Source organism: Methanobacterium aggregans (genome assembly GCF_017874455.1).
In the GTDB taxonomy this organism is placed as follows: Archaea; Methanobacteriota; Methanobacteria; order Methanobacteriales; family Methanobacteriaceae; genus Methanobacterium_C; species Methanobacterium_C aggregans.
On record NZ_JAGGLN010000001.1, the window covers coordinates 68,602 to 91,317 of the forward strand.

At 40.5% G+C, this 22,716-nt stretch carries 20 protein-coding genes; 13 read left to right on the plus strand and 7 right to left on the minus strand.

The window, feature by feature from the left end; genetic code table 11:
* Nucleotides 1-41: 41 nt before the first annotated feature.
* Both J2756_RS00320 and J2756_RS00325 read right to left on the minus strand, forming a co-directional pair.
* Nucleotides 42-215, minus strand: coding sequence for a class III signal peptide-containing protein (locus J2756_RS00320; RefSeq protein WP_209580969.1), 174 nt, complete (start codon nt 213-215; stop codon nt 42-44).
* A gap of 25 nt (nt 216-240) precedes the next feature.
* Nucleotides 241-414: a Flp family type IVb pilin gene (locus tag J2756_RS00325; RefSeq protein WP_245315850.1), complete on the minus strand. Its 174-nt coding sequence runs from the start codon at nt 412-414 to the stop codon at nt 241-243.
* A gap of 224 nt (nt 415-638) precedes the next feature.
* Here J2756_RS00325 and J2756_RS00330 point away from each other — a divergent pair, with 224 nt between their 5' ends.
* The gene (locus J2756_RS00330) at nt 639-1,202 is read left to right on the plus strand and encodes a hypothetical protein (protein WP_209580976.1); all 564 of its coding nucleotides are present in this window, start codon (nt 639-641) and stop codon (nt 1,200-1,202) included.
* A gap of 105 nt (nt 1,203-1,307) precedes the next feature.
* Here J2756_RS00330 and J2756_RS00335 read toward each other — a convergent pair whose 3' ends face one another.
* On the minus strand, nt 1,308-1,496 hold the full coding sequence (locus J2756_RS00335) for a class III signal peptide-containing protein (RefSeq protein WP_209580979.1): 189 nt from the start codon (nt 1,494-1,496) through the stop codon (nt 1,308-1,310).
* 222 nt (nt 1,497-1,718) lie between these two features.
* Between J2756_RS00335 and J2756_RS00340 the strand changes: the two genes are divergently transcribed.
* Genes J2756_RS00340 through J2756_RS00365 form a run of 6 tightly spaced genes read left to right on the plus strand, consistent with a single transcriptional unit; the run spans nt 1,719 to nt 6,272 of the window.
* Nucleotides 1,719-2,879 (plus strand): UDP-N-acetylglucosamine--N-acetylmuramyl-(pentapeptide) pyrophosphoryl-undecaprenol N-acetylglucosamine transferase, encoded by a 1,161-nt coding sequence (locus tag J2756_RS00340; protein ID WP_209580983.1) that lies wholly within the window; start codon nt 1,719-1,721, stop codon nt 2,877-2,879.
* A 39-nt stretch (nt 2,880-2,918) separates the two neighbouring features.
* The gene (locus tag J2756_RS00345) at nt 2,919-4,235 is read left to right on the plus strand and encodes a hypothetical protein (RefSeq protein ID WP_209580987.1); all 1,317 of its coding nucleotides are present in this window, start codon (nt 2,919-2,921) and stop codon (nt 4,233-4,235) included.
* Complete coding sequence (locus tag J2756_RS00350; protein WP_209580989.1) at nt 4,232-4,930, plus strand: metal-dependent hydrolase; 699 nt, start codon at nt 4,232-4,234, stop codon at nt 4,928-4,930. Before J2756_RS00345 ends, J2756_RS00350 begins: the two co-directional genes overlap by 4 nt.
* Nucleotides 4,931-4,943: 13 nt before the next feature.
* Nucleotides 4,944-5,579 carry an Era-like GTP-binding protein gene (locus tag J2756_RS00355; RefSeq protein ID WP_209582259.1) on the plus strand — a complete coding sequence of 212 codons (636 nt, stop codon included), beginning with the start codon at nt 4,944-4,946 and terminating at the stop codon, nt 5,577-5,579.
* A gap of 20 nt (nt 5,580-5,599) precedes the next feature.
* Entirely contained in the window at nt 5,600-5,983 is a 384-nt protein-coding gene (locus J2756_RS00360) for a DUF2073 domain-containing protein (RefSeq protein ID WP_209580992.1), read from the plus strand.
* On the plus strand, nt 5,967-6,272 hold the full coding sequence (locus J2756_RS00365; protein WP_209580995.1) for a Zn-ribbon domain-containing protein: 306 nt from the start codon (nt 5,967-5,969) through the stop codon (nt 6,270-6,272). The genes J2756_RS00360 and J2756_RS00365 overlap by 17 nt, the downstream gene beginning before the upstream one ends.
* Nucleotides 6,273-6,652: 380 nt before the next feature.
* On the opposite strand, the gene J2756_RS00370 is transcribed toward J2756_RS00365, so the two are convergent.
* Both J2756_RS00370 and rqcH read right to left on the minus strand, forming a co-directional pair.
* Entirely contained in the window at nt 6,653-10,312 is a 3,660-nt protein-coding gene (locus J2756_RS00370) for a beta strand repeat-containing protein (RefSeq protein ID WP_209580998.1), read from the minus strand.
* Between the two features lie 721 nt (nt 10,313-11,033).
* Nucleotides 11,034-13,013, minus strand: coding sequence for a ribosome rescue protein RqcH (rqcH, locus tag J2756_RS00375; protein WP_209580999.1), 1,980 nt, complete (start codon nt 13,011-13,013; stop codon nt 11,034-11,036).
* 189 nt (nt 13,014-13,202) lie between these two features.
* Between rqcH and J2756_RS00380 the strand changes: the two genes are divergently transcribed.
* Entirely contained in the window at nt 13,203-13,490 is a 288-nt protein-coding gene (locus tag J2756_RS00380) for an EMC6-like membrane protein (protein WP_209581002.1), read from the plus strand.
* A gap of 185 nt (nt 13,491-13,675) precedes the next feature.
* Here the strand turns inward: J2756_RS00380 and J2756_RS00385 are convergent, their stop codons facing one another.
* On the minus strand, nt 13,676-15,499 hold the full coding sequence (locus tag J2756_RS00385) for a DUF2070 family protein (RefSeq protein ID WP_209581006.1): 1,824 nt from the start codon (nt 15,497-15,499) through the stop codon (nt 13,676-13,678).
* Nucleotides 15,500-15,686: 187 nt separating this feature from the next.
* Here J2756_RS00385 and J2756_RS00390 point away from each other — a divergent pair, with 187 nt between their 5' ends.
* Nucleotides 15,687-16,226, plus strand: a complete 540-nt coding sequence (locus tag J2756_RS00390) for a FumA C-terminus/TtdB family hydratase beta subunit (RefSeq protein ID WP_209581009.1) — start codon at nt 15,687-15,689, stop codon at nt 16,224-16,226.
* Nucleotides 16,201-17,091: a DUF6282 family protein gene (locus J2756_RS00395; protein WP_245315853.1), complete on the plus strand. Its 891-nt coding sequence runs from the start codon at nt 16,201-16,203 to the stop codon at nt 17,089-17,091. The genes J2756_RS00390 and J2756_RS00395 overlap by 26 nt, the downstream gene beginning before the upstream one ends.
* A gap of 40 nt (nt 17,092-17,131) precedes the next feature.
* Here the strand turns inward: J2756_RS00395 and csa3 are convergent, their stop codons facing one another.
* Nucleotides 17,132-17,725 (minus strand): CRISPR-associated CARF protein Csa3, encoded by a 594-nt coding sequence (csa3, locus tag J2756_RS00400; RefSeq protein WP_209581012.1) that lies wholly within the window; start codon nt 17,723-17,725, stop codon nt 17,132-17,134.
* Nucleotides 17,726-18,190: 465 nt separating this feature from the next.
* Here csa3 and J2756_RS00405 point away from each other — a divergent pair, with 465 nt between their 5' ends.
* From J2756_RS00405 to J2756_RS00415, 3 genes are all read left to right on the plus strand, one after another.
* The gene (locus J2756_RS00405; protein ID WP_209581015.1) at nt 18,191-19,030 is read left to right on the plus strand and encodes a methanogen output domain 1-containing protein; all 840 of its coding nucleotides are present in this window, start codon (nt 18,191-18,193) and stop codon (nt 19,028-19,030) included.
* Nucleotides 19,031-19,363: 333 nt separating this feature from the next.
* Complete coding sequence (locus tag J2756_RS00410) at nt 19,364-21,382, plus strand: type I restriction-modification system subunit M (protein WP_209581019.1); 2,019 nt, start codon at nt 19,364-19,366, stop codon at nt 21,380-21,382.
* The gene (locus J2756_RS00415; RefSeq protein WP_209581021.1) at nt 21,372-22,715 is read left to right on the plus strand and encodes a restriction endonuclease subunit S; all 1,344 of its coding nucleotides are present in this window, start codon (nt 21,372-21,374) and stop codon (nt 22,713-22,715) included. Before J2756_RS00410 ends, J2756_RS00415 begins: the two co-directional genes overlap by 11 nt.
* Nucleotide 22,716: the final 1 nt, after the last annotated feature.

Here is a 22,716-nt window from a genome sequence, read left to right on the forward strand (position 1 = left end):
CACATAAATTTATTTTAAAAAAGAAAAGAAGTAGTGGAAGTTTACATTTTACCGATTGTGCTGTCTCTTGCAGTGTCCACAACTTCTGTTATGTTACCTGCTACTGACTTTGATATGCCGAATATGTACTGTCCGGCTACAATTACAATCACAAGTATAGCACCTACGAGTAATATCATTTCGGCGCTTATTTGTGCTTTTTCATCTAATAACATGAACTTCCACATTTCCAGATTTTAATCATCCACCGACGTTGGTTCTTACTGTTTGAGCATCATCAGCAGAGTTCAAGTTACTGTTCTGGATGTAGTTTTTGTATATAAGGAGTGCAGCTATAGCTATAACGATTACTCCACCGAATAATAAAATATATTCTGCTGCTCCCTGTCCTGCTTCGTCTTTTAAAAAGTTCATATTTTTTACCTCCCTAATAATCAACACTTTTCTTTATAGTTTAGTCCTATATATATTTTTTTCTTTGGAATTCTGCATTATACATGCTTATTGAATCATTTTAATCTACATCCTTAAGAAGATGCATATTAAAGAGTTTGCCTCTGCTTTTTGCTCACATAATATCAATTTTTATATATGATTATGTGCATAGTATCACATAACAAAAGTAAAGTGTAATTACTATGCCCAAAAATTATAATCTAAAAGAATTAATCCTGCAACTTTTAAGTGGTGGGGAGCTATCCAAAAAGGAACTTATGATGGAGATCAGGAGAGAATCTGATAATCCTGTGTCTGATAAAACCATAAATGAATCCCTCATGACCCTTTTGAAGGATGAGAAGATATACATAATCGGCTACGATTTTGATGTCTACGAAGGTGTGAAAAGGATACAGTCCATAAGACCTGAAGGAGTTATCTTCGGAAAGTTGAAGAAGGACTTCGTTGAAATAGATAATTTGATCAAACAACTGGAAAGCTCAGATGTTGAAGAAGTAAAAGAATCCTCCTACAAACTTAAAAGGCTGTTTAGAAAGAAACTTGAATCAATTACGAACGAGGAACTATCATCCCTTATTGAGGAGGACATAGACAGCCTCTTTAACAGAACCATCTACTACATAAACACCCAGAAGGAAGAACAAAAAAGGATCTTAAAGAACAAGCTTGCCTGGAGTTTAAGCACAGGGAAGGGTTCTGATAAACTCTTTGAGGATATCATAAAGTACACAGTATCCCATTGATCTTCAAATGTTTTAAAAAAATAAAATTTTAAAAATGAACATTATTTTTTAAAGAATAAAAAGGGTTAAAATAAAAGCTTACTTTTTTTTAAAATAAATAAAGGGTTATTTATTTGCACAAACTCGAACTGTGTTCATGTCCTCTGCTGCATTGAAATTAACTCCGCTTTTGAGGTATTCTTTGTACACTAAAAGGGCAGATATGGCTATAACAATCACTCCGCCGAACAACAGTATGTACTCTGCTGCCCCCTGTCCACCTTCATCTTTTAAAATAGTTCTATCTAAAATCATTTCCCAAAACCCCTGTTAAAGATACAATAACTATATTCTACAATTATTTATAATGTTATTTACATGGTTAAATCTAAACCTTATACTAATTATACTTTTATATAGATATCAACTCAATAACGTTCTTTTAGACATATACAAAAATTATTATGGGATGGTATGTTCAGACAATATGTCTTACCATACAATCGATGTTGATATTAGCTTTTGAGGTTCAATTTCATGAAAGTACTCATAATTCCCTGTGGAATAGGTATGGGCCATGCTTCAAGATGCACAGCCATTGCAGGAAAACTCATGGAGAAGGGGGTTGAAGTTCTCTTTGCAAGCTACGGCTCAGGCTACGAGATGCTCAAGGAATACAACAAATACCATGTAATAAAACTCCCGGATCTGAAGTTTTACGGCGGGGAGGGAGAACTGGACATCAAGGACACTGCAAAGAAATCCATAGACACCCCCTTCATATTCCTTAAAAGCATATACAGTGAATCAAAGGTTATAAAGGATTTTAAACCAGATTTGATTGTGGCGGATTCTCATTACTCAGTTCCAATAACAGCCAAGGTCCTTGGAGTGCCCTGTGTACTGGTGGCAAATGAGCTGACCTTCAACTTCTCTGATATCTACCCCCAGGACAAAACAGTGGAATACCTTGAAAACGGGCTTGAAAGATTCATAAAAGATGTTTCACGTCTCTGCAGGGCAATAATCATCCCTGATGTTCCAGAATCAATTAAAATACCTCCTAAAATAGAGGATAAAGTATTTTTTGTTGGTCCCCTTCTCAAGGAGGACCCCCTTGCTATTCCAGATAAAGCTGAGCTTAGAAAAAAGTTCGGCTTCAAAGATGAGGATAAAATAGTTCTCGTGACTGTGGGTGGCAGTGAATTTGGAGTGGGGCTTCTTAAGATCATATGCAGGGCTTCAGATATGATGGACTGTGACAGGATCGTCATGGTAACAGGTCCCAGGATAAGATCAGATTTCATACCTGATTCTGAAAAGATCATAAAGAAGACCTTCCTTGAGGATATGATGGAATGGATGAAACTTTCAGATATGGTGATAAGCCTTGCAGGCCATACAACCTCAATGGAAGTAACAGCACTGGGCATTCCCAGCATCATCGTTCCAATAGATAACCATCCAGAACAGCATAAGAATGCAGTGCACGTTGAAAAATATGGAATATCCCTTCTCAGGAACATGAAAGAGCTGACGCCTAGGGGAATTGCAGATGATGTTAACCAACTTCTAGGGGATGAAACCCTGAAGGAGAGGTCTGAAGAAACCATTGAAACATTCTCCAAGTACAGTGGAACAGAGGATTCAGTGGAGATAATAATGAAACATGCCATGGATAATAGGGAACCTTTATAAATTTAAAGGGTATACGTAATATTATATTGGAGGTATAAGATGATCAATTTACTTGTTACAGTTTTTGGGGGGCTGTTGGTTGTTGGTGGAGTTTATTTAATGTACCTAGGATTTGCAACACCACCAAGTTTTCTATTTTTCTTTGCTGGACTTTGTTGTTTTGTTTTAGGATTCATTATTGTGATAATCTTCGCCAGCAGAATAGACCTTTCAAAATCCCAGAAACGGGCAACCCCAAGAAAAGCTCCTGTAAAAAAACCGGAAAAACAGTTTAAAGACCAAGACAAGAAGGTAGTTCTTGAAGAGATAACCAAAAACATCAAACCTGAAAGCCCTAAAAAACCTTCTCCAGTAAAACCAAGACCTGCTGTTAAGCCTAAGGCTGCAGATAAACCGAAAGTCAAACCTGAAGCTGCAGATAAAAAAGAAGCACCAAAACCTGCAGTAAAGAAACCAATAAAACCAGTGAAAAAGGCCAAACCTGAAGAAAGGGCAGACCCATCCAACCAATCCTACATGAAACGGGCAGCAAAGGCTTCTAAAACCAATGGAAAAATGGAAAAAACAGGTGAAACTCCAGTTAAACCTGTAACTGAAAAACAGGTTCCTGAAGAAGGATCTAAACCAGGGGTGGGTAAAATAAAACCAGTAACTAAAATGGATAAACCTAAACCAGCACCTAAGCCTGCAGTTAAACCTAAACCTCAGGTTAAATCTGTTAATGTCAATAAGTTGAAACCTCAAAAATCCAAGAAGATCTCCAAATCAAGGAAGGAAGAAGAGGATGATGAATTTGTTAAAAACCGGTTAAACCGTTTGAAAGAGAATTACATCCAGAATGCAAAGGATCTGGAGAGTTTAATTGATGAAAGACTGGACTCCTTCAAGGGCACCCTTGACCAGTTAAAATCAGAATCCCAGGAACCAAGCATAATCTGGTCCTTTGATGCCAGTGATGTTCAGGATGCACTGAAAGACACAATATCCAAATCTGAAAGGAAGATAGTGATGATGTATCCGTGGGTCAGAAACATAGATGTTGCTGTTTTAAAGAAATTCATGGACACAGAAAGCAGGATGATCATACAGGAGGCAAGTCTTGATGATGAAACCTCTGTGGAACTCATCAAACTCCTCATGGACAACGATGTTAAGATACGAACCATGCCCCACGTGCACACAGTTGCAGTTGTTTCAGATGAAACCAATGGTCTGATAATCTCCACAGACCCAATCTATGAAAGCTTCGAGGTTGGAGTTGTCTACAAGGACCAGAAATCCATAGAGGAAATTGAAAGACTCTTTGAAGATGCATGGAGCATTTCAAAGAACATAAACCTGGAGAAAAAACAATGATGATAAGGTGGCTTGGACACTCCGCATTCCAGATAGTGACAGACGACAGCCTGAAGATACTCGTAGATCCATTCATAAGCAACAACCCTGCATGTTTCATGGAGGTTGAAGAATTAAAGGCAGACATAATATGTGTCACACACGGCCATGCAGACCACTTCGGGGACACAATGGAACTTGCAAATAGAACAGGGGCACTTGTGGTCTGCAACCATGAAATCTCGATTTACCTCTCCAAACAGGGTTTTGAAACCCTTGGAATGAATATCGGTGGAACTGTGGAGTTACAGGACATCAAAATAACCATGGTCAACGCACTCCACTCCTCAGACATGGACTTCATAGATGAAGTGAGTGCTGGTGGAAGTGCTGCAGGATTTATAATAGAACTTGAAAACGGCAGGAAAATATACCATGCAGGGGACACAGGAATATTCTCAGATATGAGGGCTGTGATAAACCATATATACAGTCCCGACATAGCCATGCTACCTATCGGGGACAGATACACAATGGGACCATTTGAAGCTGCAATAGCTGCAGAATGGTTGAATCCCGAGGTGATCATTCCAATGCACTACAACACCTACCCTGCAATTGAACAGAACCCCCTTGAATTTGAGGACATGGTCAGTTCATCCAATCCAAATGTTAAGGTTGTAATACTCCAACCCGGTCAAAGCTACCAAGAGTGATAAAGTGATAAGCATGCGAAAATTCTTCAGGAGAAAATTCTTCCAGGACATTCTGGACAAACTAATGGGAAAAGAAAAGAAACTAAAAATAGGATTCTACGGCCACCCCAATTCTGGTAAAACCACACTTGCCAATACAATGGCAAACGATTGGGTTGGAAAACCCATAGGTCTTGTTTCAGAGATTCCGCACGAAACAAGAAAGGTGTGCCGGCAGGAACAGGTCACAATCAAACAGAATGGAGTTGAACTGGACTTTGATATAGTGGACACACCCGGTATTGCAACCAAGATAGACTATAAAAACTTCCTGGAATTTGGACTATCTGAGGCAGAGGCAAAGGAAAGGGCTAAGGAAGCAACAAAGGGCATAATAGAAGCTATAAAATGGTTGGATGATGTTACGGGTGTCTTACTGGTTGTGGATGCAACCAAGGACCCACTGACCCAGGCAAACATCACCATCATAGGAAACCTTGAAGCCCGTAAAATACCCTTCGTAATAGTTGCCAACAAAATAGACCTTCCAGAATCTTCCCCAGAACGTATATTTTCTGTCTTCCCACAGCACAAGGTGGTGCCTATCTCAGCACTTCACGGTGAGAACACAGGGGATCTTTACCAGGCAATGGTGGAAACTTTCAGATAAAACTCTTTGAGGTCAATAAAATGGATGAAGTTAATATAAATGCTCTAAAAATGGATTTTTTATCCTCCGATGCACTCACATCCCACACCAGCATGGAAAAGGTATCTATGATAGTGGATAGGGTGAAAGATGGAGATCTTGTTGTGATTGAGGGGGGACTGGCACCTGAAGAGGAAGCTGAACTTATAGAAACCACCATGAGGGAGATAGATGTTGAGAACTTCATGGGAATCGACATATACACCCTGGAAAAGGATGAAAAATCATTCTTCGGACTTTCAAAGCGTAAAACAATAGGAATAACTATAATAGGTCCTGCAAATGTCATGAAAACGGTTAAGAAGCGGTCCAATTTCCTTTCAATGATCGCGAACCTGGGTGATGCAGATGCATCGATGCATTAAGTGTGGTGCTGAATTTGAAGAAGATTCCAAGGATCTTATACTGAATGGATGTCCAGAATGCGGGAGCAAATTCTTTGAATACCATCACAAAGGCAAGGTTAAGGAGATCCATGAGATAACTGGGGATTCTGTTGAGACCATAATGGTCAGGGACAATGGAATCTACGAGGTGGACCTGCCCTCACTCATGAAGGAGGACTCCATAATAATCTCAGATGAAGAGGGAAAGTACCTCATAGACATCAACTTCCTTCTTAAAAAACAGATGAAGGATAAGGAGAAGCTTTAAGAAGATCTTAAACATTAAATCTTTTTATTTACAGTTTCCATGAATTTCCTTTTTCAAATCAATTTTTTATCATCTTATCGTTCACATTATCAGGTTTTAGCAGCAGCTTATTCTTTTACTATTTTTATATCTTACAAAATTTAAAAATAAGAAAATTTATAATGAAATTTCAAAGTTTCTCAACATCATTATCAATCCCTATTTTTTTAATTTAAAGCTTAATTTAGAAACTAACTTAAAAATAGATATATTAAATCTGAATTTAGTAAAAAAAGATATATTAAAAGCTTAATTTAATAAAATAAGTATGCTACTATTTTTGATCTGATTTTAAACCCTTAACTGTGAACCAAAAAAATAAAAAAAGAAAAGGAAGGGACTTATTTCTTTTTAGGTACCATCAATCCACTTAAAACCACGAGTACTGCAATTAAAAGGTAGTTTATTGGTGTTCCTGTTTCCTGCATTGCCACTGTGCTGCCAGCTGCATTTACCTGTGCTACTGGATCTTCCACGTTGATGGTTATTGGAGTTACTCCCTCTGCGCCACTGTTGTAGGTGTCTGCAGCTATTGAGGAACTGAATAAATAAGCTCCAGCTGCACCGAGTTTACCTGTAATGTAGAGGTACGGGTCACCCACTGCAAGGTCTGTGAAGGTCCATGTTATGGTTCTCCTTGTTTCGTTGTAGGTCCAGTTTCCATCACCACTGATGTTGCTTAATTCAAAGCCTTCAGGCAATGGGATGGTTATTGTAACATTCTCTGCTTCATCTGGTCCGTTGTTCCCGAGCTTGTAGGTCAGGGTGAATGTTTCACCGATGCCTGGATCCTTTTTACTGCTTGTTACCACAACATAGATACTGGACTGTGGAACCTTGAGTGTTCCTGTAACATTGGAACCTGCGTACTGATCATCTGCAGCAAATACTGCATCAACGGTGTAGTTTCCACCCACAAGTTTGATGTTGTACAGCAGAGTAGCCACCCCGTTGGCATCGGTTGTAACGGTGCCCACAGTTGTACCGTTCACCTTGAAAGTCACGTTTTTACCGCTGATAACCACGTTATGGGCAGTGTCAGTTAAAGTTGCTTTCAAAGTCACATTTGTGCCTTTGTTTCCAGTTACATTATCAACGGTTAAACTGGTCGGTGTTGCATCCACAGTTAGAGTATCTGCTCCGTTGGCGGCTGCATACTGCGTTGTTGCGTTGAATGTTGCGTTTGTGGTGTAGGTTCCTGTGTTCTGGATGATGCTGTAGTTGCAGGTTGCCAAACCGTTGCTGTCAGTGGTTCCCTGGCCTACATAATCACCGTTCACGTAGAAGTCAACGGTTTCACCAGCAACTGCTCTGTCATGTGCTGTGTCCCACAGAATTGCGATTAGGGTTGTGTTGTCTCCTTTGTAGCCTGAAGCTGCACCAACAGTTAAACTGGTTGGTGTTGCATCCACAGTAAGGGTGTTTGTTCCATTGCTAGGTTCGTATTGTGTGGTTGCGTTGAAGGTTGCGTTTATGGTGTAGGTTCCAACGTTCTGTGTTATACTGTAGGTGTATCTTGCAACACCGTTTGCATCAGTGGTTCCCTGGCCCACGTAGACACCGTTCACGTAGAAGTCAACGGTTTCACCAGCAACAGCCTTGTTACTGTCTGTGTCCCATAGTCTTGCTGTTAGGGTTGTGTTGTCTCCTTTGTAGCCTGAAGCAGCGCCGACAGTTAAACTGGTTGATGTTCCCTCCACAAGAACCGACGTACTGAGTGAAAAACCATCCACAGTTGCAGTTATTGTGCTCAAACCGTACTTCGTAGGAGTAAAGGTTGTTGCAACCATTGTGCTGCCCATGGTCCCATTCACTGGGTTGAGGTTTCCTGAATTGTTAACTGCAAATGTAACTGTTCCATCTGGCAGTGATCCGCCTGGAATAACGTCGTTGGAGTTGTACCTCATATCTGCAGTTGCGGTTGAAGTGCCTGAGAGACCAACCAGAGTTGTAGGGGAAGCACTCCATCTGAGCACGATCCATGGATCAGCATCAACGTTGCTGTTCACCCTTCCGGCTGCACCTGGATGGGTTCCGTTGAAGTTGTCACCCCACCAGTTGTTCTCTGCATCTACTGCTCCGCTGGCAGAATACACATCACCCTTTCCCGTATTTCCAAATATGCGGTTGAAGTGCATTACACCAGTATCTGAACCTCTATCATTCCATACAACACTGCCCTGCACTGCCCTGTTACCTGTGAAGATACAGCGGCTTATAGAAAATGGGCCTGTAGAAGAATGACTATTATAAGCAGCCCAGATAACTCCACCATTTATTGCCATGTTACCTGTGAAGTTGCTGTTGGTGATGGTCAAGCTTTTACCTAAATGGGAAATTGCTCCACCGTTACTTGCCCTGTTGTTTAGGAAGCTGCTTCTGTCAATGGTTATGATACCATAATTCTCGATACCAGCTCCAAAACCTGCAGTGTTACCTATGAAACTGCTGCCTGTAACTGTACAGGTACCGTCACCTGTGTTCCATATTGCACCGCTTTCCGCATGGTTATTGGTAAATGTACAGTTGACTATCTGTGTGACGTTGCTGTTCCATATGGCAGCGCCGTCGTAACTTGCATTGTTGGCTGTGAATGTACAGTTGATCACATCCAAGTTACACATTGTACCGATGGCACCCCCACCGTAACCCCAGTTACCATTGGTTGCAAGGTTACCTGTGAAATTGGAGTTAGTAACTTTTACATAACGTCCACTACCCCATATGGCCCCCCCTTCTCGTGAGGTGTTATTCAGGAAACTGCTACTTGTTACTGTGCATACTCCGTGATTGCCGATGGCGCCACCAAAATAATTTGATGTGTTGTTTGTGAAGCTGCAATCAGTAACAGTTAATGTACCATAGATTTTGATGGCTCCACCATAGTAATTGTTTGCAGTGTTGTTTGTGAAATTACTGCCAGTTATATTAATAATAGAACTGCCCCAGCTGCCTATAGCACCTCCATCGGTCTGTGCAATGTTTTTTATGAAACTACAATTGATCACGGTCAACACATTTGGATTGAAGGATGTACCTTCACTGTAGATTGCACCACCACTTCCACGGTAGACCCAGTTGCCTGTGAAGCTGCTGCTGGTAACCTTAGAATTGCTCCTCAGACTGTAGATTGCACCACCTTCTCCACGTAATGCATTTTCTCCTGTGAAAGTACAACCATCCACATTCAGGTCACCGTACTTGGTACAAATTGCACCACCGTAACCATGACCATAGGGATTGCCAATGTTGTAATCACCTGCGACGTTTTTTGTGAAGTTGCTGTTGGTGACAGTTAAATTACCTACAAAGGGAATGCCACCATCATTGTAGATTGCACCACCAGATCCCTCCAATGCATTGTTACTTGTGAAGTTGCTGCTTGCGATTATAGAGGTACCCCAGTTGGAGATTGCACCCCCATTACCAGCATGGTTGTCTGTGAAGCTGCTGTCTTGTACATTTAATCTACTTCTTTCTGGATATAAGATGTTCCCGTTTTGTATGGCACCACCGTAATATGTTGCATCGTTGTTGTTGAATGTACAATTACTCACAGTTAAGTTTTTTTCATTGAAAATGGCACCACCGTGAGTATTTGCGTGGTTATCTGTAAAGTTACAGTTAACCACAGTCAAAGTACCTCTATTATCGATAGCACCACCAGTACCAGTTGTATTTCCTTGGGTCAATGTTATGTTTTTGATTGTTACTGTCATATCCTTTGAAATCCTGAAGATCCAGTTGTTACTTGTTCCATTTATTATGGTTCCAGCCTGGCTTTGACCTGTTATGTTCATGTTTTTATTGATGGTGATGTTTGTGTTTCCTGTTCCACTGTATGTTCCGTCTGCAATGTTTACATTATCTCCTGCTTTTGCTGTGTTTACTCCTTTTTCTATTGTGAGGAATGGATTTTCTGCGGTACCGCTTCCAATTGTATCATTTCCAGTGGTATTCACATAGATATCAGTAGCACTAACTGCGGAAACAGAAACCAAAAGAACAATTAAAGCAAAGATAAGCACTGTTATTTGTTTTCTTATCTTTTCACCTCCTTCATGTTTATATAATATCACGACTTCAAAGGCTCATGGAGTTATATGGGCCACGTCAAAGAAAGTAAGTGAAGTGAAATATTCCATAGAAACTGTTAATGAATGCTTATAAATGTGATATACAAAAAAATATTAAATTAGTACGTATATATTTAACGAATGAAAAGAGAATACAACTATTTAAATAGGTATGGCCCTATTAAATATTTATGATTACAATACAAAATCTATTTTAAGTTTCAAAATTCATTTGTTCATGAATTAAACCATTAATTTAACTTTTGCCCATAATTTTTGCACCATTTTAATATTGAAAAATGCACAAGTCATTAAAAAATGTATAAATGTATGATTTTTTTTAGTGTGGGATTGGATAATTTTTGCAGAATCCACTTGATCCCTAAATAATTTAAAATTAATTAATTCAATTTATTAAACAATTAAAGAATCCATTAAACAATTAAATCCTATTTTAGGCTAAAATCTGCTATAAATTAGTTTAATAGGTTTTCAATGGATTTAAATGAATAGATCTTAGAAAAAAAGAATAAATTATTTTAAAAAAGTTTTTGGAACTCCATTTTAGGGAAGACAATCCATTGCGGATACTTTTTTGCAGAAAAGGGATATCTGCTGAATAGTTTTAATGAAGAGGCTAAAAAACCTACCTCTTCCACTTCAAACTCCTCTTATCCACGAAGTCGCACTTACCAGACGGAAGAACCCTCACAACGTCCTCAATGGATATTATGCCTTCATCATCGATCTTCTTCCTTATCTGCCTGGCCATTTCCTCCTTCTTGGTGTAACCCGGTTTTATAACTGCGTAGTTATCTGTGTAGGCTGCAAGAGCTTCAGGCGGCCCTGCCATTACTCTCTTGCCCTCGTAGTCCACGATGCCCACAGCCACAAGAAGTGGAACACCTCGCATGTAGTTTCTTGAGCCCCTGATTATGAAGGCACCCTTCGTAACGAACTCACCTGACTGGGGAGTTTTTGAGACCTGGTCTGGGTGCACCCAGTAAACATCGTGGGTGCTGAAACCCTTCTGCCAGGCACTGGAGAAGGATGCAGAGAAGGATGCAGCCTCAACGAGTGTTTCCTCTGAAATTTCACCATCACCTGCCTTGACAACAACAGATGCAGCCCCGTGTATATCTGAGTGGAAGTAAACATCCCTGTTTTCCATGTGCTTTTTAACGACCATCTCATTGGTGGTTGCATCCCTACCTCCAATAACAAGGTTACCCTTGGATGATAAAAACCATCGAAGCTTTTCAAACCATTTAAGCTCCTTTCGAACCCTTTTCTGGGGTACGAGAACCTTCTCCATGGCGATCTCCCGTTTGTTCCTGGCCCTGTCTATCTCAACCTGGGTCTTTTCAATGGCTATGTTAACACCGCTTATCTTCCTTTTAGCCTTTTTACCCTTGTTGTAATATTTCTCAGCGTTTTCTGGTATTCCTATGTTTGAGTCCACCTGAACACGAACCCCATCAAGGTTCAGATCCATAACACCCATCTTATCCACGGATTCAATGGCTTCAAGACCAGGTGCTCCCTTTTTTTTGGCTTTTTTAATGGTTGATGAAACATCTGCCCATGAGTAGTTCTTACGGGCCTCCATTATGGTGTTGATGATGTCCTGAACCTCCTGGTAGTGGGCGTAAAGTGCATCTCCCTTGATGGTGGAGTCCACAATTGTTTTTTTGAATTTTTCAAGGGTTTCAAGCTGGATATTCATCCTCTTCTCGTACTTACCAATCTCACGAGCCCAAACATCCTCATGAACCTTTTTAATATCCTCACCAACGATGCTGCTGTAGAACTCATCTGCAGCCTGGTTGTAGGTTTCAAATGTTTTGGATTCATAGCCCTCATACTTCTTGAGTTCAAGGGGCAGAACATCCTCTTTTTCACCGGAGATTATCATTGGATGGAATTCATGTTCCTTGAGGGGTTTGAAAACATCTATAAATGTATTGTAAACTGCTTCAACCTCATCCTCTGTCATGTCGTGGGATGCCTTTTCCTTATCAACACCTGACCTCAGGGCTATTTCCTCTGCGTAGAGACCTCCCAGTCCGCTTCTTGCAAGGGTTCTCACAACGTCACGATCAGAACCCTGGAACAACTCCTTCACATCCTCTTTTTCAGCCTTCAACGGGTTTAATCCCTTTTCTGGCGGGTACTTGTACTCTTCCTTGGAGGATATGTTCCTGTCCTGCCACATCTTACGTTTCAGTGGGAGTATGATGGTTCCCTCCTCATCCAGGAGTATTATGTTGCCCTTGGCGAAGAGTTCTATAACCAGGGAGTACTTATTCTCCTTCTGGATGTCTATCTCCATGATCCTGTCGAAGTGGTGCTGCCTCACATCTGTGATGGTACCCCCTTTCAGGTGTTTTCTCAGGAGCATGGGAAATGATGGTGGGATCTTAGGATTTTCAGGGGGATACTGGGTTGTGTGAACCCTTGTACCTGCCTGGAAGACAACATCAGTTCTTCCCTTACCCGGTATGTGGAATCTGATGAGTACAGTGTCTCTGGTGGGCTGGTAAGCCTTATCAACCCTGGCGTCTTTTAGTATTTCTTTAAGTTCAGTGCAGATAGCGTAAACATCAACGTTGGACATGGTTTTCATTGAAAAACACCCTTTTTTTAATTAATGGATCAAAATTCTTTGAACATCTAATAACTTTTTTTATAGTAAAGAAACATAACTTTAAAGCATATGGAGTTTAAAAGTTCTTTTTAAACACCCTTTTTAAATTACATCAGATGTATATTTGTGCTCAACAGTTAAATAATAAAATGGATGAGGTAGAAAAATATGGAAGTGGATGCTAAAGTAACAGCGGTACACATGGTCGCTGCAGTAATTGCAGGATATGCATCATATGTATTATCAATCGGATTAATAAGTGCTATTGGTAAAAATGAGGTTCTTGCAGTTTTATTGGGTCTTATAATTCTTTACATAGCAGGTAACGTCTCTGAGAGACTCTTCGGAAAGGAGGAAGTTGGAGGATTTAAGGGATGGCTGTGGAGTGGAATAGTACCCTTCTTCTTCATGTGGCTGGTTGTCTGGATATTTGTATTCAACTTCAGCATGATCTAAGCTGAAATCCAAACCCTCATTACTTCAAACCCTTTAAATGAAAGCCCTTTTATTTCAATACTTTCTTTTTTTATTTTTAAAACCATCACGATTTTTAAAACATCCCCATAAAAAAAAATATAATCTGAACCTTTATTTTACTAAAATCCCCTTTTCCTTGTTTTGAATTTATATGTTGGTTTGAATCACAGTGCCCAGTAGAATATCCATAGGAATGCAAATAGGAATGCGAATATGAACATGAGGGGTGCGAATATTCTGCTCACAGCCACGATTGAGCTTATGGTTGTAACAAGCTCAGTTGAATGCAGGGGGCCCATGGTCTTAATACCCTGGATCTTGGGAACATCAGATGCCACCTCAACATCCTCAATATCGTTAATGGCTTCCTGTGTGCATTCAACGATTGCAGTGATTATTTCATCTGGCTTCTTGGTACCCACAGGGTTGTGGCCCCCTGAGAGGGTGTTAACGAAGTGGGTGTCAGTTGTCATAACCTCCAGATTCTGAATATCAAGATCCGCGAGTGCATCCTGGATCCTTGCCCTGAATCCTATCTTCATGTTGTTTGAGTCAAGAACTATGTAAGCAGTTCTCTCACCTGCAACCTCAACCACCATGACCTTCAAACCGCTCTGACCAACACCGTCGTCCTTGCTGATCTCATTAAGGGGGTTGTGTGCACATCCCATTCTCAGTGTCTCATCCTTATCAAGTTTTGGAAGTTTTTCAACGGCCTCCATTAATTCGAAGACTTCCCTGTTACCAGGGAGTATTCTTCCACCCTCTCCCTTGAAGGAGTTGTGGCAGTCAACCAGCACAACATTCTCAGCCCCTGTAACTGCCTTTGCAAGGTTTGAAACAGCCAGTCCCACACCGAAGTCTATATCATCAAACCCCTGGGGTGCAAAGGTTGCAAGAAGAAGCAGGGCATCGTTGAAGTACTGGGCACCTATACGTGCGTTACCACTTTGAACCCTTATGAATTTACTTGCCCTTGCTGCGTACTCTGCAGTGACCAGGGAATCCTTAACAACCTTTTCAACCTTCTTAACCTCCCTTCCAGACACAGGGTTGAAGTCATGGGTTGAGGGGCCGTGTGAAACCATTGTGAATACATCGAAGCTTTCAGCAATTTCAGTTGGCATGTTACCCCCACCTATGTTACCCACAGGTCCTGGATGTACTCCTGGTGTTATGAAAACAGCTTTCATACCATTTTTATCCCTAAAACTTATAACGCCGGTTATTGTGTCGATTGCCTCACCAATATCCTCGAAGATTCCCTCAAGTGCATTGGACCCCTCTGTGGTGTGTGCCAGAAACAGGCTCAGAAGTTCAAGCCCACCAACTCCGAGGTTTCTCTTCATAGGAGATTCAATGATTGTCACGAAGGAGTAGATTGCAGTGACCAGTATCAAAGATGCAATGATGATCTTGAAGAGCAGTGGGATGATGCTGAAGTAGCCAATGTTGGTGGTGAGACTGGTGAGTGAAACCAGCACCACCACCATGGATATGATCAGGGCAGGTTGGGTTGTAGCAGCAGGTATGGACTTCAAGAGGCTGATGTTGGAGGTTGTCCAGAGCACTATGGTTCGTATTGCAAAGATAACAGCAGCTCCAAATATCAGAGCATCGATGGTGTAATTGTAAACTGTGAATGAAGAAATAACGCTTCCAATAACGTAGATAACCGCAATTATGAACATTGAAATGAGTGACAGGAACATGGACTGTTTCATCTTCATGTGCCTGCCCTCAAGGGCATTTATCATGGGCTGGGTCATTGCTCCAGCCATCATGGACATCAAACCGAAGATGAGAAATCCTGAAGCACCACCGTAGACAACACTGTAGAGTATTGAATCCCCGGCTGCTGGGTGTATCAGGGAAGCCACAGTTCCCACAATGAAACTTATAAAAAGCATGGACAAAACTGAAAAATTCGTTGATGGAAGACTTACCATGTACTTGCTGAGACCTACTACCTTATCCTGTCCTGACATAAATTAATACCTCTGAATTATTGTAAAAAATTGATGAAATCATGATCTGATTTTATTTCCATAGCTGCAATCTATTTTATCTGTAATGAAGTTGAATATCTATATTACTACACCATGGTTTATAATCATATTTGTTCTGGTTTCCTAATTAAAACCATGGGCACAAATAATAAAAGGTGAATTAAAAATGAATCTTAAGCTTGAAACACCATTATCAACCCATGAAACAAAGAAACTTCAGGTTGGAGATACAGTGTACCTTTCTGGAAAAATATTCACAGCCCGTGACAGTGCACATAAACGCATAGTTGAAGAAGGAGCTCCTGTAAACCTTAAAGGGGAGGTCATATTTCATGCAGGACCCATAATCAGGAAGTTGGATGATCACTATGAAATGGTTGCAGTGGGACCCACAACAAGCACCAGGATGAACCCCTACGAACCCCAGGTCATAAGAATGGGAATCGGGGCCATAGTTGGAAAGGGAGGTATGGATGAAGCCACATCAAAGGCACTCCAGGAAACAGGAACAGCTTACCTCACAGCAGTGGGTGGATGTGCAGCGCTCTACGTGAAATCAGTTAAGAAGATCAGGAGTGTTAACTGGCTGGATCTTGGAGTTCCAGAGGCAATGTGGGAACTTGAAGTCCATGAATTCGGACCCCTGATAGTTACAATGGACTCACAGGGAAGAAACCTCTATGATGAAGTCAAAAAAGAAGCCTGAATTAACCAGCTCCATGGATATTGATGAACCATGCAGCCTGGAATCCCATTTCTCAGGGAACTGTCTTACAGGTGCTGCAGGTTCAGAGGATGTTCTCGTGGAACCGGATCTCAGGGGATTCATAGACACCCACATCCACACAGCCCCGGATGTAAAACCCAGACTCCTGAACGATCTTGAAGCAGCAGAGGATGCCAAGTTGAATGGTATGGGGGCAATAGTCCTAAAATCCCATCTAGAACCAACAGCAGGCCGTGCAAGGATAGCAGAAACTGCAACAGGATTCAGGGTCCTGGGCGGTATCTGTTTGAATAAAAGTGTTGGAGGACTCAACATAGAGGCAGTTAAAACCTCAACCAGCATGGGCGGCAGGATGGTGTGGCTTCCAACCACCTCCTACCCTGAAACTTCTATGGATGAGGAGAAACTTGAAGCCATCATCAACCTCATCTGCGAGGAGGACATGGTGCTTGCAACAGGACACCTCCAGGTTCCTGACATATTCAGGGTTATTGACATGGCAAGGAGTGCTGGTACCAAACGCATTCTTGTGAACCATCCCCTCACACGTGTTGTGGGTGCATCGGTTCAGGAACAGAAGGAAATGTCACGACACGCTTACCTTGAGCACTGCTTCGTTGCCTGCATGGAAGGCCATGACTGCCTTGACCCTGGAGTTATTGCCAGTGCCGTTAAAACAGTTGGATCATCCAGGTGCATCATGGCAACTGATTTTGGTCAGGCACACAATCCCCTACCCTCACAGGGGTTGAAGTTATTCGTAAAAATAATGATTGAACAGGGACTTTCCATGGAGGATGTTCACGCCATGTGTATTGAAAATCCCTCAAAACTCCTGTTTTAAGGATCTGCCCCAGATCTTCCCATTTAAAATAAGTATTCATTCAGATAACTGCAAGTTCTCCTGCAGTTGTTATTTCAAGTTTGTCAGGTGCTATAAAGCCCATTTCCCTGAGTTCTCTTATGTGGTTGTAGGTCATTCCCCTGCTTATCCCTATTTTTATTGCAAGGTTCTTAACAGATATATCACCCTTCTTGAGTTCCTCAAGCACCATGAGTTTAGTTTCAGATATTCCGAAGTTCAGGATTGGAAGGTCCAGTACCTGTTTATCTTCCTCTGTAACGTAAACTATTCTCTCAATCATCTTGTGCCTTGCGTAACACCCGAAAAGGGCTCCAAGAGCCTGGGGCTTTCTTCCACCACTTATGTTCACAACGATCTTCCTGCCCTGGGCAGCTTCCTGCTCTATAACATCAACTGTGTCCCTGGCTATTCTCACAACTTCGTAGAGACTGGTTATCTTGGTCTCTATGTCTATGAACTTTCCAAGGGTTTCAGCCAGTATTTCCTCAACCTTTAATTTGTCCTTCGGAGCATCTTCTTCCCTTAAAAGAACAACCTTCTTAGGGGAGAAATTGGTTATACAGAACATAACAGGTTCTATTGCATAGATCGTTGATATCAACGTGTAATCCATTGTATCACCCTCACTTCCTTTAACTTTCCATACTCAATCTAATTCGGATCCCACTGGATCCATATTCACAGAAAGAGGTATGTTATTAAACACTTCCTTACCTTTATTTTTCTTATGATGCATCATTAATATATATTTTGCTAAATCATGGCCAGTAGGGAATAGTTGGTATCCATTTACTTTGCATATGTCACTTTTTGAGTTAACCATTGTTACAGATGCTTTTTTTTAGTGGGTGGAATTCACAGGGTGCATGAATCTGGATCTGTAAATAGAAATCATGTACATTTATATACCAGTTATTACTAATATTTCTTTGGGTACACAGTTTCCATTTAATGGGGGGTTATGTCCCAACAAAAGGTTATATAATAATTATGCTAATCACAGTAATAGATAAACTCTGATAATGTTGATGGATAAATAATGATGGTTCATTTGCTTTTGATAAGGGAGATGTTTTAATTGGATAACACACGGGTACTGATAATTGAAGATGAAAGCATAACTGCCCTGGAGATTCATAAGAAGCTTGAAACATGGGGCTACCATGTTGTTGGAGTGGCAGGATCCGGGGAGGAGGCAGTTGAAATTGCCAGGGAAAACAGGCTGGACCTCATCCTTGCAGACATCATACTCAAGGGAGACATGGACGGTGTGGAGGCAATAGAACAGATCTACGAGATAACGGATGCTCCAGTCATATACCTCACAGCCCATGCAGATGAATCAACCTTCAAAAGGGCCAAGGAAACCAAACCTGCAGGTTACGTTATAAAGCCCTACGATGAGAAGGAGCTTGCCTTCAACATGGAGATAGCACTCTACAACAGAAAGGTCAAATCAAGGGTTGAAGAATCAGAGGAACGCCTTAAAGCCATGAACCAGTTCCTGCACATATCCTCCAGGGCAATGACATCCAGCATGCGCATAGAAGATACAGCAGGATTTTTAAAGGAATTTGCAAGGTTCTTCCAGAGCAACATCCACTCAAGGTTCAGGAAGGATCTGCTATCTGAAAACTCCATGCGCAGTGATGAAGAACTCCTTGAAGATTACCTGGAATGGGTTTCCCAGTTCTTCACAAACCTGGGCTACAAGGTGGATACCCAGGACAACTCCCTCCTTGTGAACCAGTGCTTCTGGGGCTCCCGAAGAGGGGATAACAAAACCTTCTGCCTCATGTGCAAGGCCATGACAGAGCTGAGTTTCAAATGGACAGGACTACCTGGACATGTTGAACATGAATCAGGGCTTGGGCTGAATCATCCCACATGTGTGTTCAGGTTTGAAGTTGAGGAATGAAATCTTTAAAACTATTTTTTAAGGGGTTAAATCTTTTTTTTAAGGTTTTAAAGACTATTCTATTTTTAAGAAATAATTTTTTCTACTGTAGAAAATCATTCCTTATTAATAAAAATAAATAATAAAAGTATTATTAAGGTTTATTTTTAGATTATACATCTTATTAAAATTAGAAATAGATTTTCAGCCAGTTAATCAATTCATAATAGAAACATTTTAATTATGGACTTTTAATATGTAAAATCAGTTTTAAAGTAGGATATTCATGTGATTTCATGAATGAAATGGGACTTATTTAATTTAAAAATTTATTTTAATCAAGGGAGAGGTAAGATGAGTAATTTTCAGGAAAAAATTACATTCATATGGGATTTAGCAGATCTGTTGAGGGGGACATACAAGCGAAACGAATATCAAAAGGTTATACTCCCTTTTACTGTATTAAAAAGGTTTGACAGTGTTTTAAGCCATTCAAAACCAGATATTATTGATGCTTACAATAAATACAGGAACCAGTTTGAGAACCTTGAACCTGTCTTAATGCAGGCTGCAGTTGATAAAGATGGTAATGAGCTGGGTTTTTACAACTACTCAGAGTTTGATTTTAAGGGTTTGCTTGCAGATCCAGAGAACATTGAAGAGAACTTGATGCATTACATGGATTGTTTCAGTAAAAACGTTCAGGAGATCTTTGAAAATTTCCATATTAAGGATCATATTGCCAGGTTATCCAAGGCAGACCTTCTTTATCTGCTTATAAAGAAGTTTTCAGATTCCAAGGTGGATCTGCATCCTGATAAGGTTTCCAATCATGAGATGGGAACCATATTTGAGGAATTGATACGGAAATTCTCAGAGCAGTCCAATGAAGAGGCAGGGGAGCACTTTACACCTCGTGATGTTGTTGAGCTCATGACACGGCTGATATTCATTGAAAATGGGGTTCATATTAAGGAGAAGGGTATCATTAGAACGATTTATGACCCGGCCTGTGGAACTGGTGGAATGCTCACAAGCTGTAAAAACTTCATAAAAGACCTGAATAACAACATTGAGGTTCCACTCTTCGGCCAGGAGATAAACGAAGAGATATATGCTATATGCAAATCTGACATGCTCATAAAAGGAGAAGATGCCGACAGAATCCAGGGACCTATGAGTACACTGTCAAACGACCAGTTTCCAGATAAGAAGTTCGACTTCATGATATCCAATCCTCCCTACGGTAGAAAATGGGAGCTTGACAAGGAAGAAGTGCAGAGAGAATCAGAGAAAGGATTTAACGGCAGATTTGGAGCAGGACTGCCCAGGATAAACGACGGCCAGCTGCTCTTTCTCCAGCACATGATATCCAAGATGAAAACAGAGGAAAGATCAAGGATAGCAGTCATCACCAACGGCTCACCACTCTTCACAGGGGATGCAGGATCCGGGGAGAGCAACATCAGGAAATGGATAATAGAAAACGACCTCCTTGAGGCTATAATAGGACTGCCTGACCAGCTCTTCTACAACACAGGTATAAAAACCTACATCTGGGTTTTAACCAATGAAAAACCGGATGAACGTGTGGGGAAAATCCAGCTTGTTGATGCAACATCCCGCTTCAAGAAGATGCGTAAAAGCCTTGGAAACAAAAGACACCAGCTATCTCCAGAGGATATAACTGAAATCCTAGAGTTTTACAACCAATTTGAATCCTGCGACAACTGCAAGATCCTCGACAACGAGGACTTCGGCTACACCAAGGTAACAGTGGAACGACCATTACAGTTGAACTACAATGTTACAGAGGAAAGGCTTGAGAATCTTTACAGTATCAGTGCCTTCTCCAAGTTTGCAGAGAGCAAGAGCAAGGATCCTGAAGTGAAACTTGAGGAAGAAAAGGCTGGAAAAGAGAAACAGCAGAACATTATCAAAGCCCTGAAAAGGATTGAAGGCAGCTACAGCAACTGGGACAAATTTGAATCAAAGGTTAAAAAAGTTTTAGAAAGTTTTGATCTTAAACCTGCATTCATAAAAAGCATTATAATGGCACTATCTGAACACGACGACACAGCAGACTATGTGACTGATGGTCGTGGAAAGATGAAGACAGATTCCAAGCTGCGAGACTACGAGAAGATACCCTTGAAGCAGGATATTGAGGATTACTTCGAGAGGGAGGTTCTGCCCTACTACCATGATGCCTGGATGGACAGGAGCAAGGACAAGGTTGGCTATGAAATAAACTTCACACAATACTTCTACAAGTACGAGGCACCAAGGCCACTTGAAGAAATTGAAAGGGACATAAAAACTGTGACAGCTGAGATTCAGGAACTCATAAAGGAGGATCTGGATGAAGCTTAAACCTTACCCTGAATACAAGGATTCTGGGGTTGAATGGATTGGAAAAATACCTGATAAGTGGGAAACCCAGAAAATGAAGAATTTAATTTTTTTTCAGGAGGGGCCTGGTTTAAGGAATTGGCAGTTTAAAGATGAGGGAATACGGGTAATTTGTGTTACTAACATCACCGAGAATGGGATAAATTTCTCCAATTATGAAAAATTCATCTCTGAAGAGGAATATAAACATTCATATAGACATTTTACTGTTGAAAAGGGAGATTTATTACTCTCTAGTTCTGGTAACTCCTGGGGAAAGGTTGCTGAATATTTATCTGATGAGAAGGTAATTCTGAATACTAGTACAATCAGAATAAATGAAAATCTTTTTAAAAAAGAAGTTAGTAAAAAATTTTTGAAATGGGCTTTACAATCTGATAGCGTTAGAGAACAGTTGGGATTGATGATGACAGGGTCATGTCAACCTAATTTTGGACCTTCACATCTTTCAGAAGCAATAATGTGTTACCCAAATCTAAATGAACAAATTCACATAGCATATTATTTAGACAAAAAAACCTCTCAAATCGATAAAACAATCCAAAAAGACACCCGACTTATTGAACTTCTCAAAGAAAAAAGAACGGCTATGATAAATCATGCTGTGACCAAGGGAGTGGACCCTGATGCAAAAATGAAGGATTCGGGGGTTGAATGGATTGGGGAAATTCCTGAAGGATGGGAAGTTAATAAATTAAAATTATCAGTTTCTAAAATTGGTAGTGGAATCACTCCAAAAGGTGGAGCTTCTGTTTATGTTGAAAAAGGTATAGCTTTGCTAAGAAGCCAAAATATTCATTTTGAAGGATTAAAAATAGATAATGTATCTTACATAACTGAAGAAATTAATAAAACCATGTTAAATTCAGTTGTTAAAAATCATGATGTTTTGTTAAATATCACAGGAGCTTCAATAGGTAGATGCACATATTTTGAAAATCAGGTTGATAAAGCAAATGTAAATCAGCATGTATGCATTATTAGGCCAAAAACAATTTGCTATCGTTTTTTAAATTACATCTTAATGTCTAACATTGGACAAGATCAGATATTTTCTGTACAAATGGGTTCTTCTAGAGAAGGGCTTAATTTTGAACAAATTGGAAATTTTAAGATAGTATATCCTCCATACGATGAACAACAAAAAATAACTAATTATTTGGATGAATCAATTTCAAAAATAGATGAAACAATCCAAAAAATCGAAAAGAAGATAGAACTCCTTGAGGAATACAAAAAGTCTTTAATTCATCATGTTGTAACCGGTAAAGTTAATGTGCTAAAAGAGGATTAGA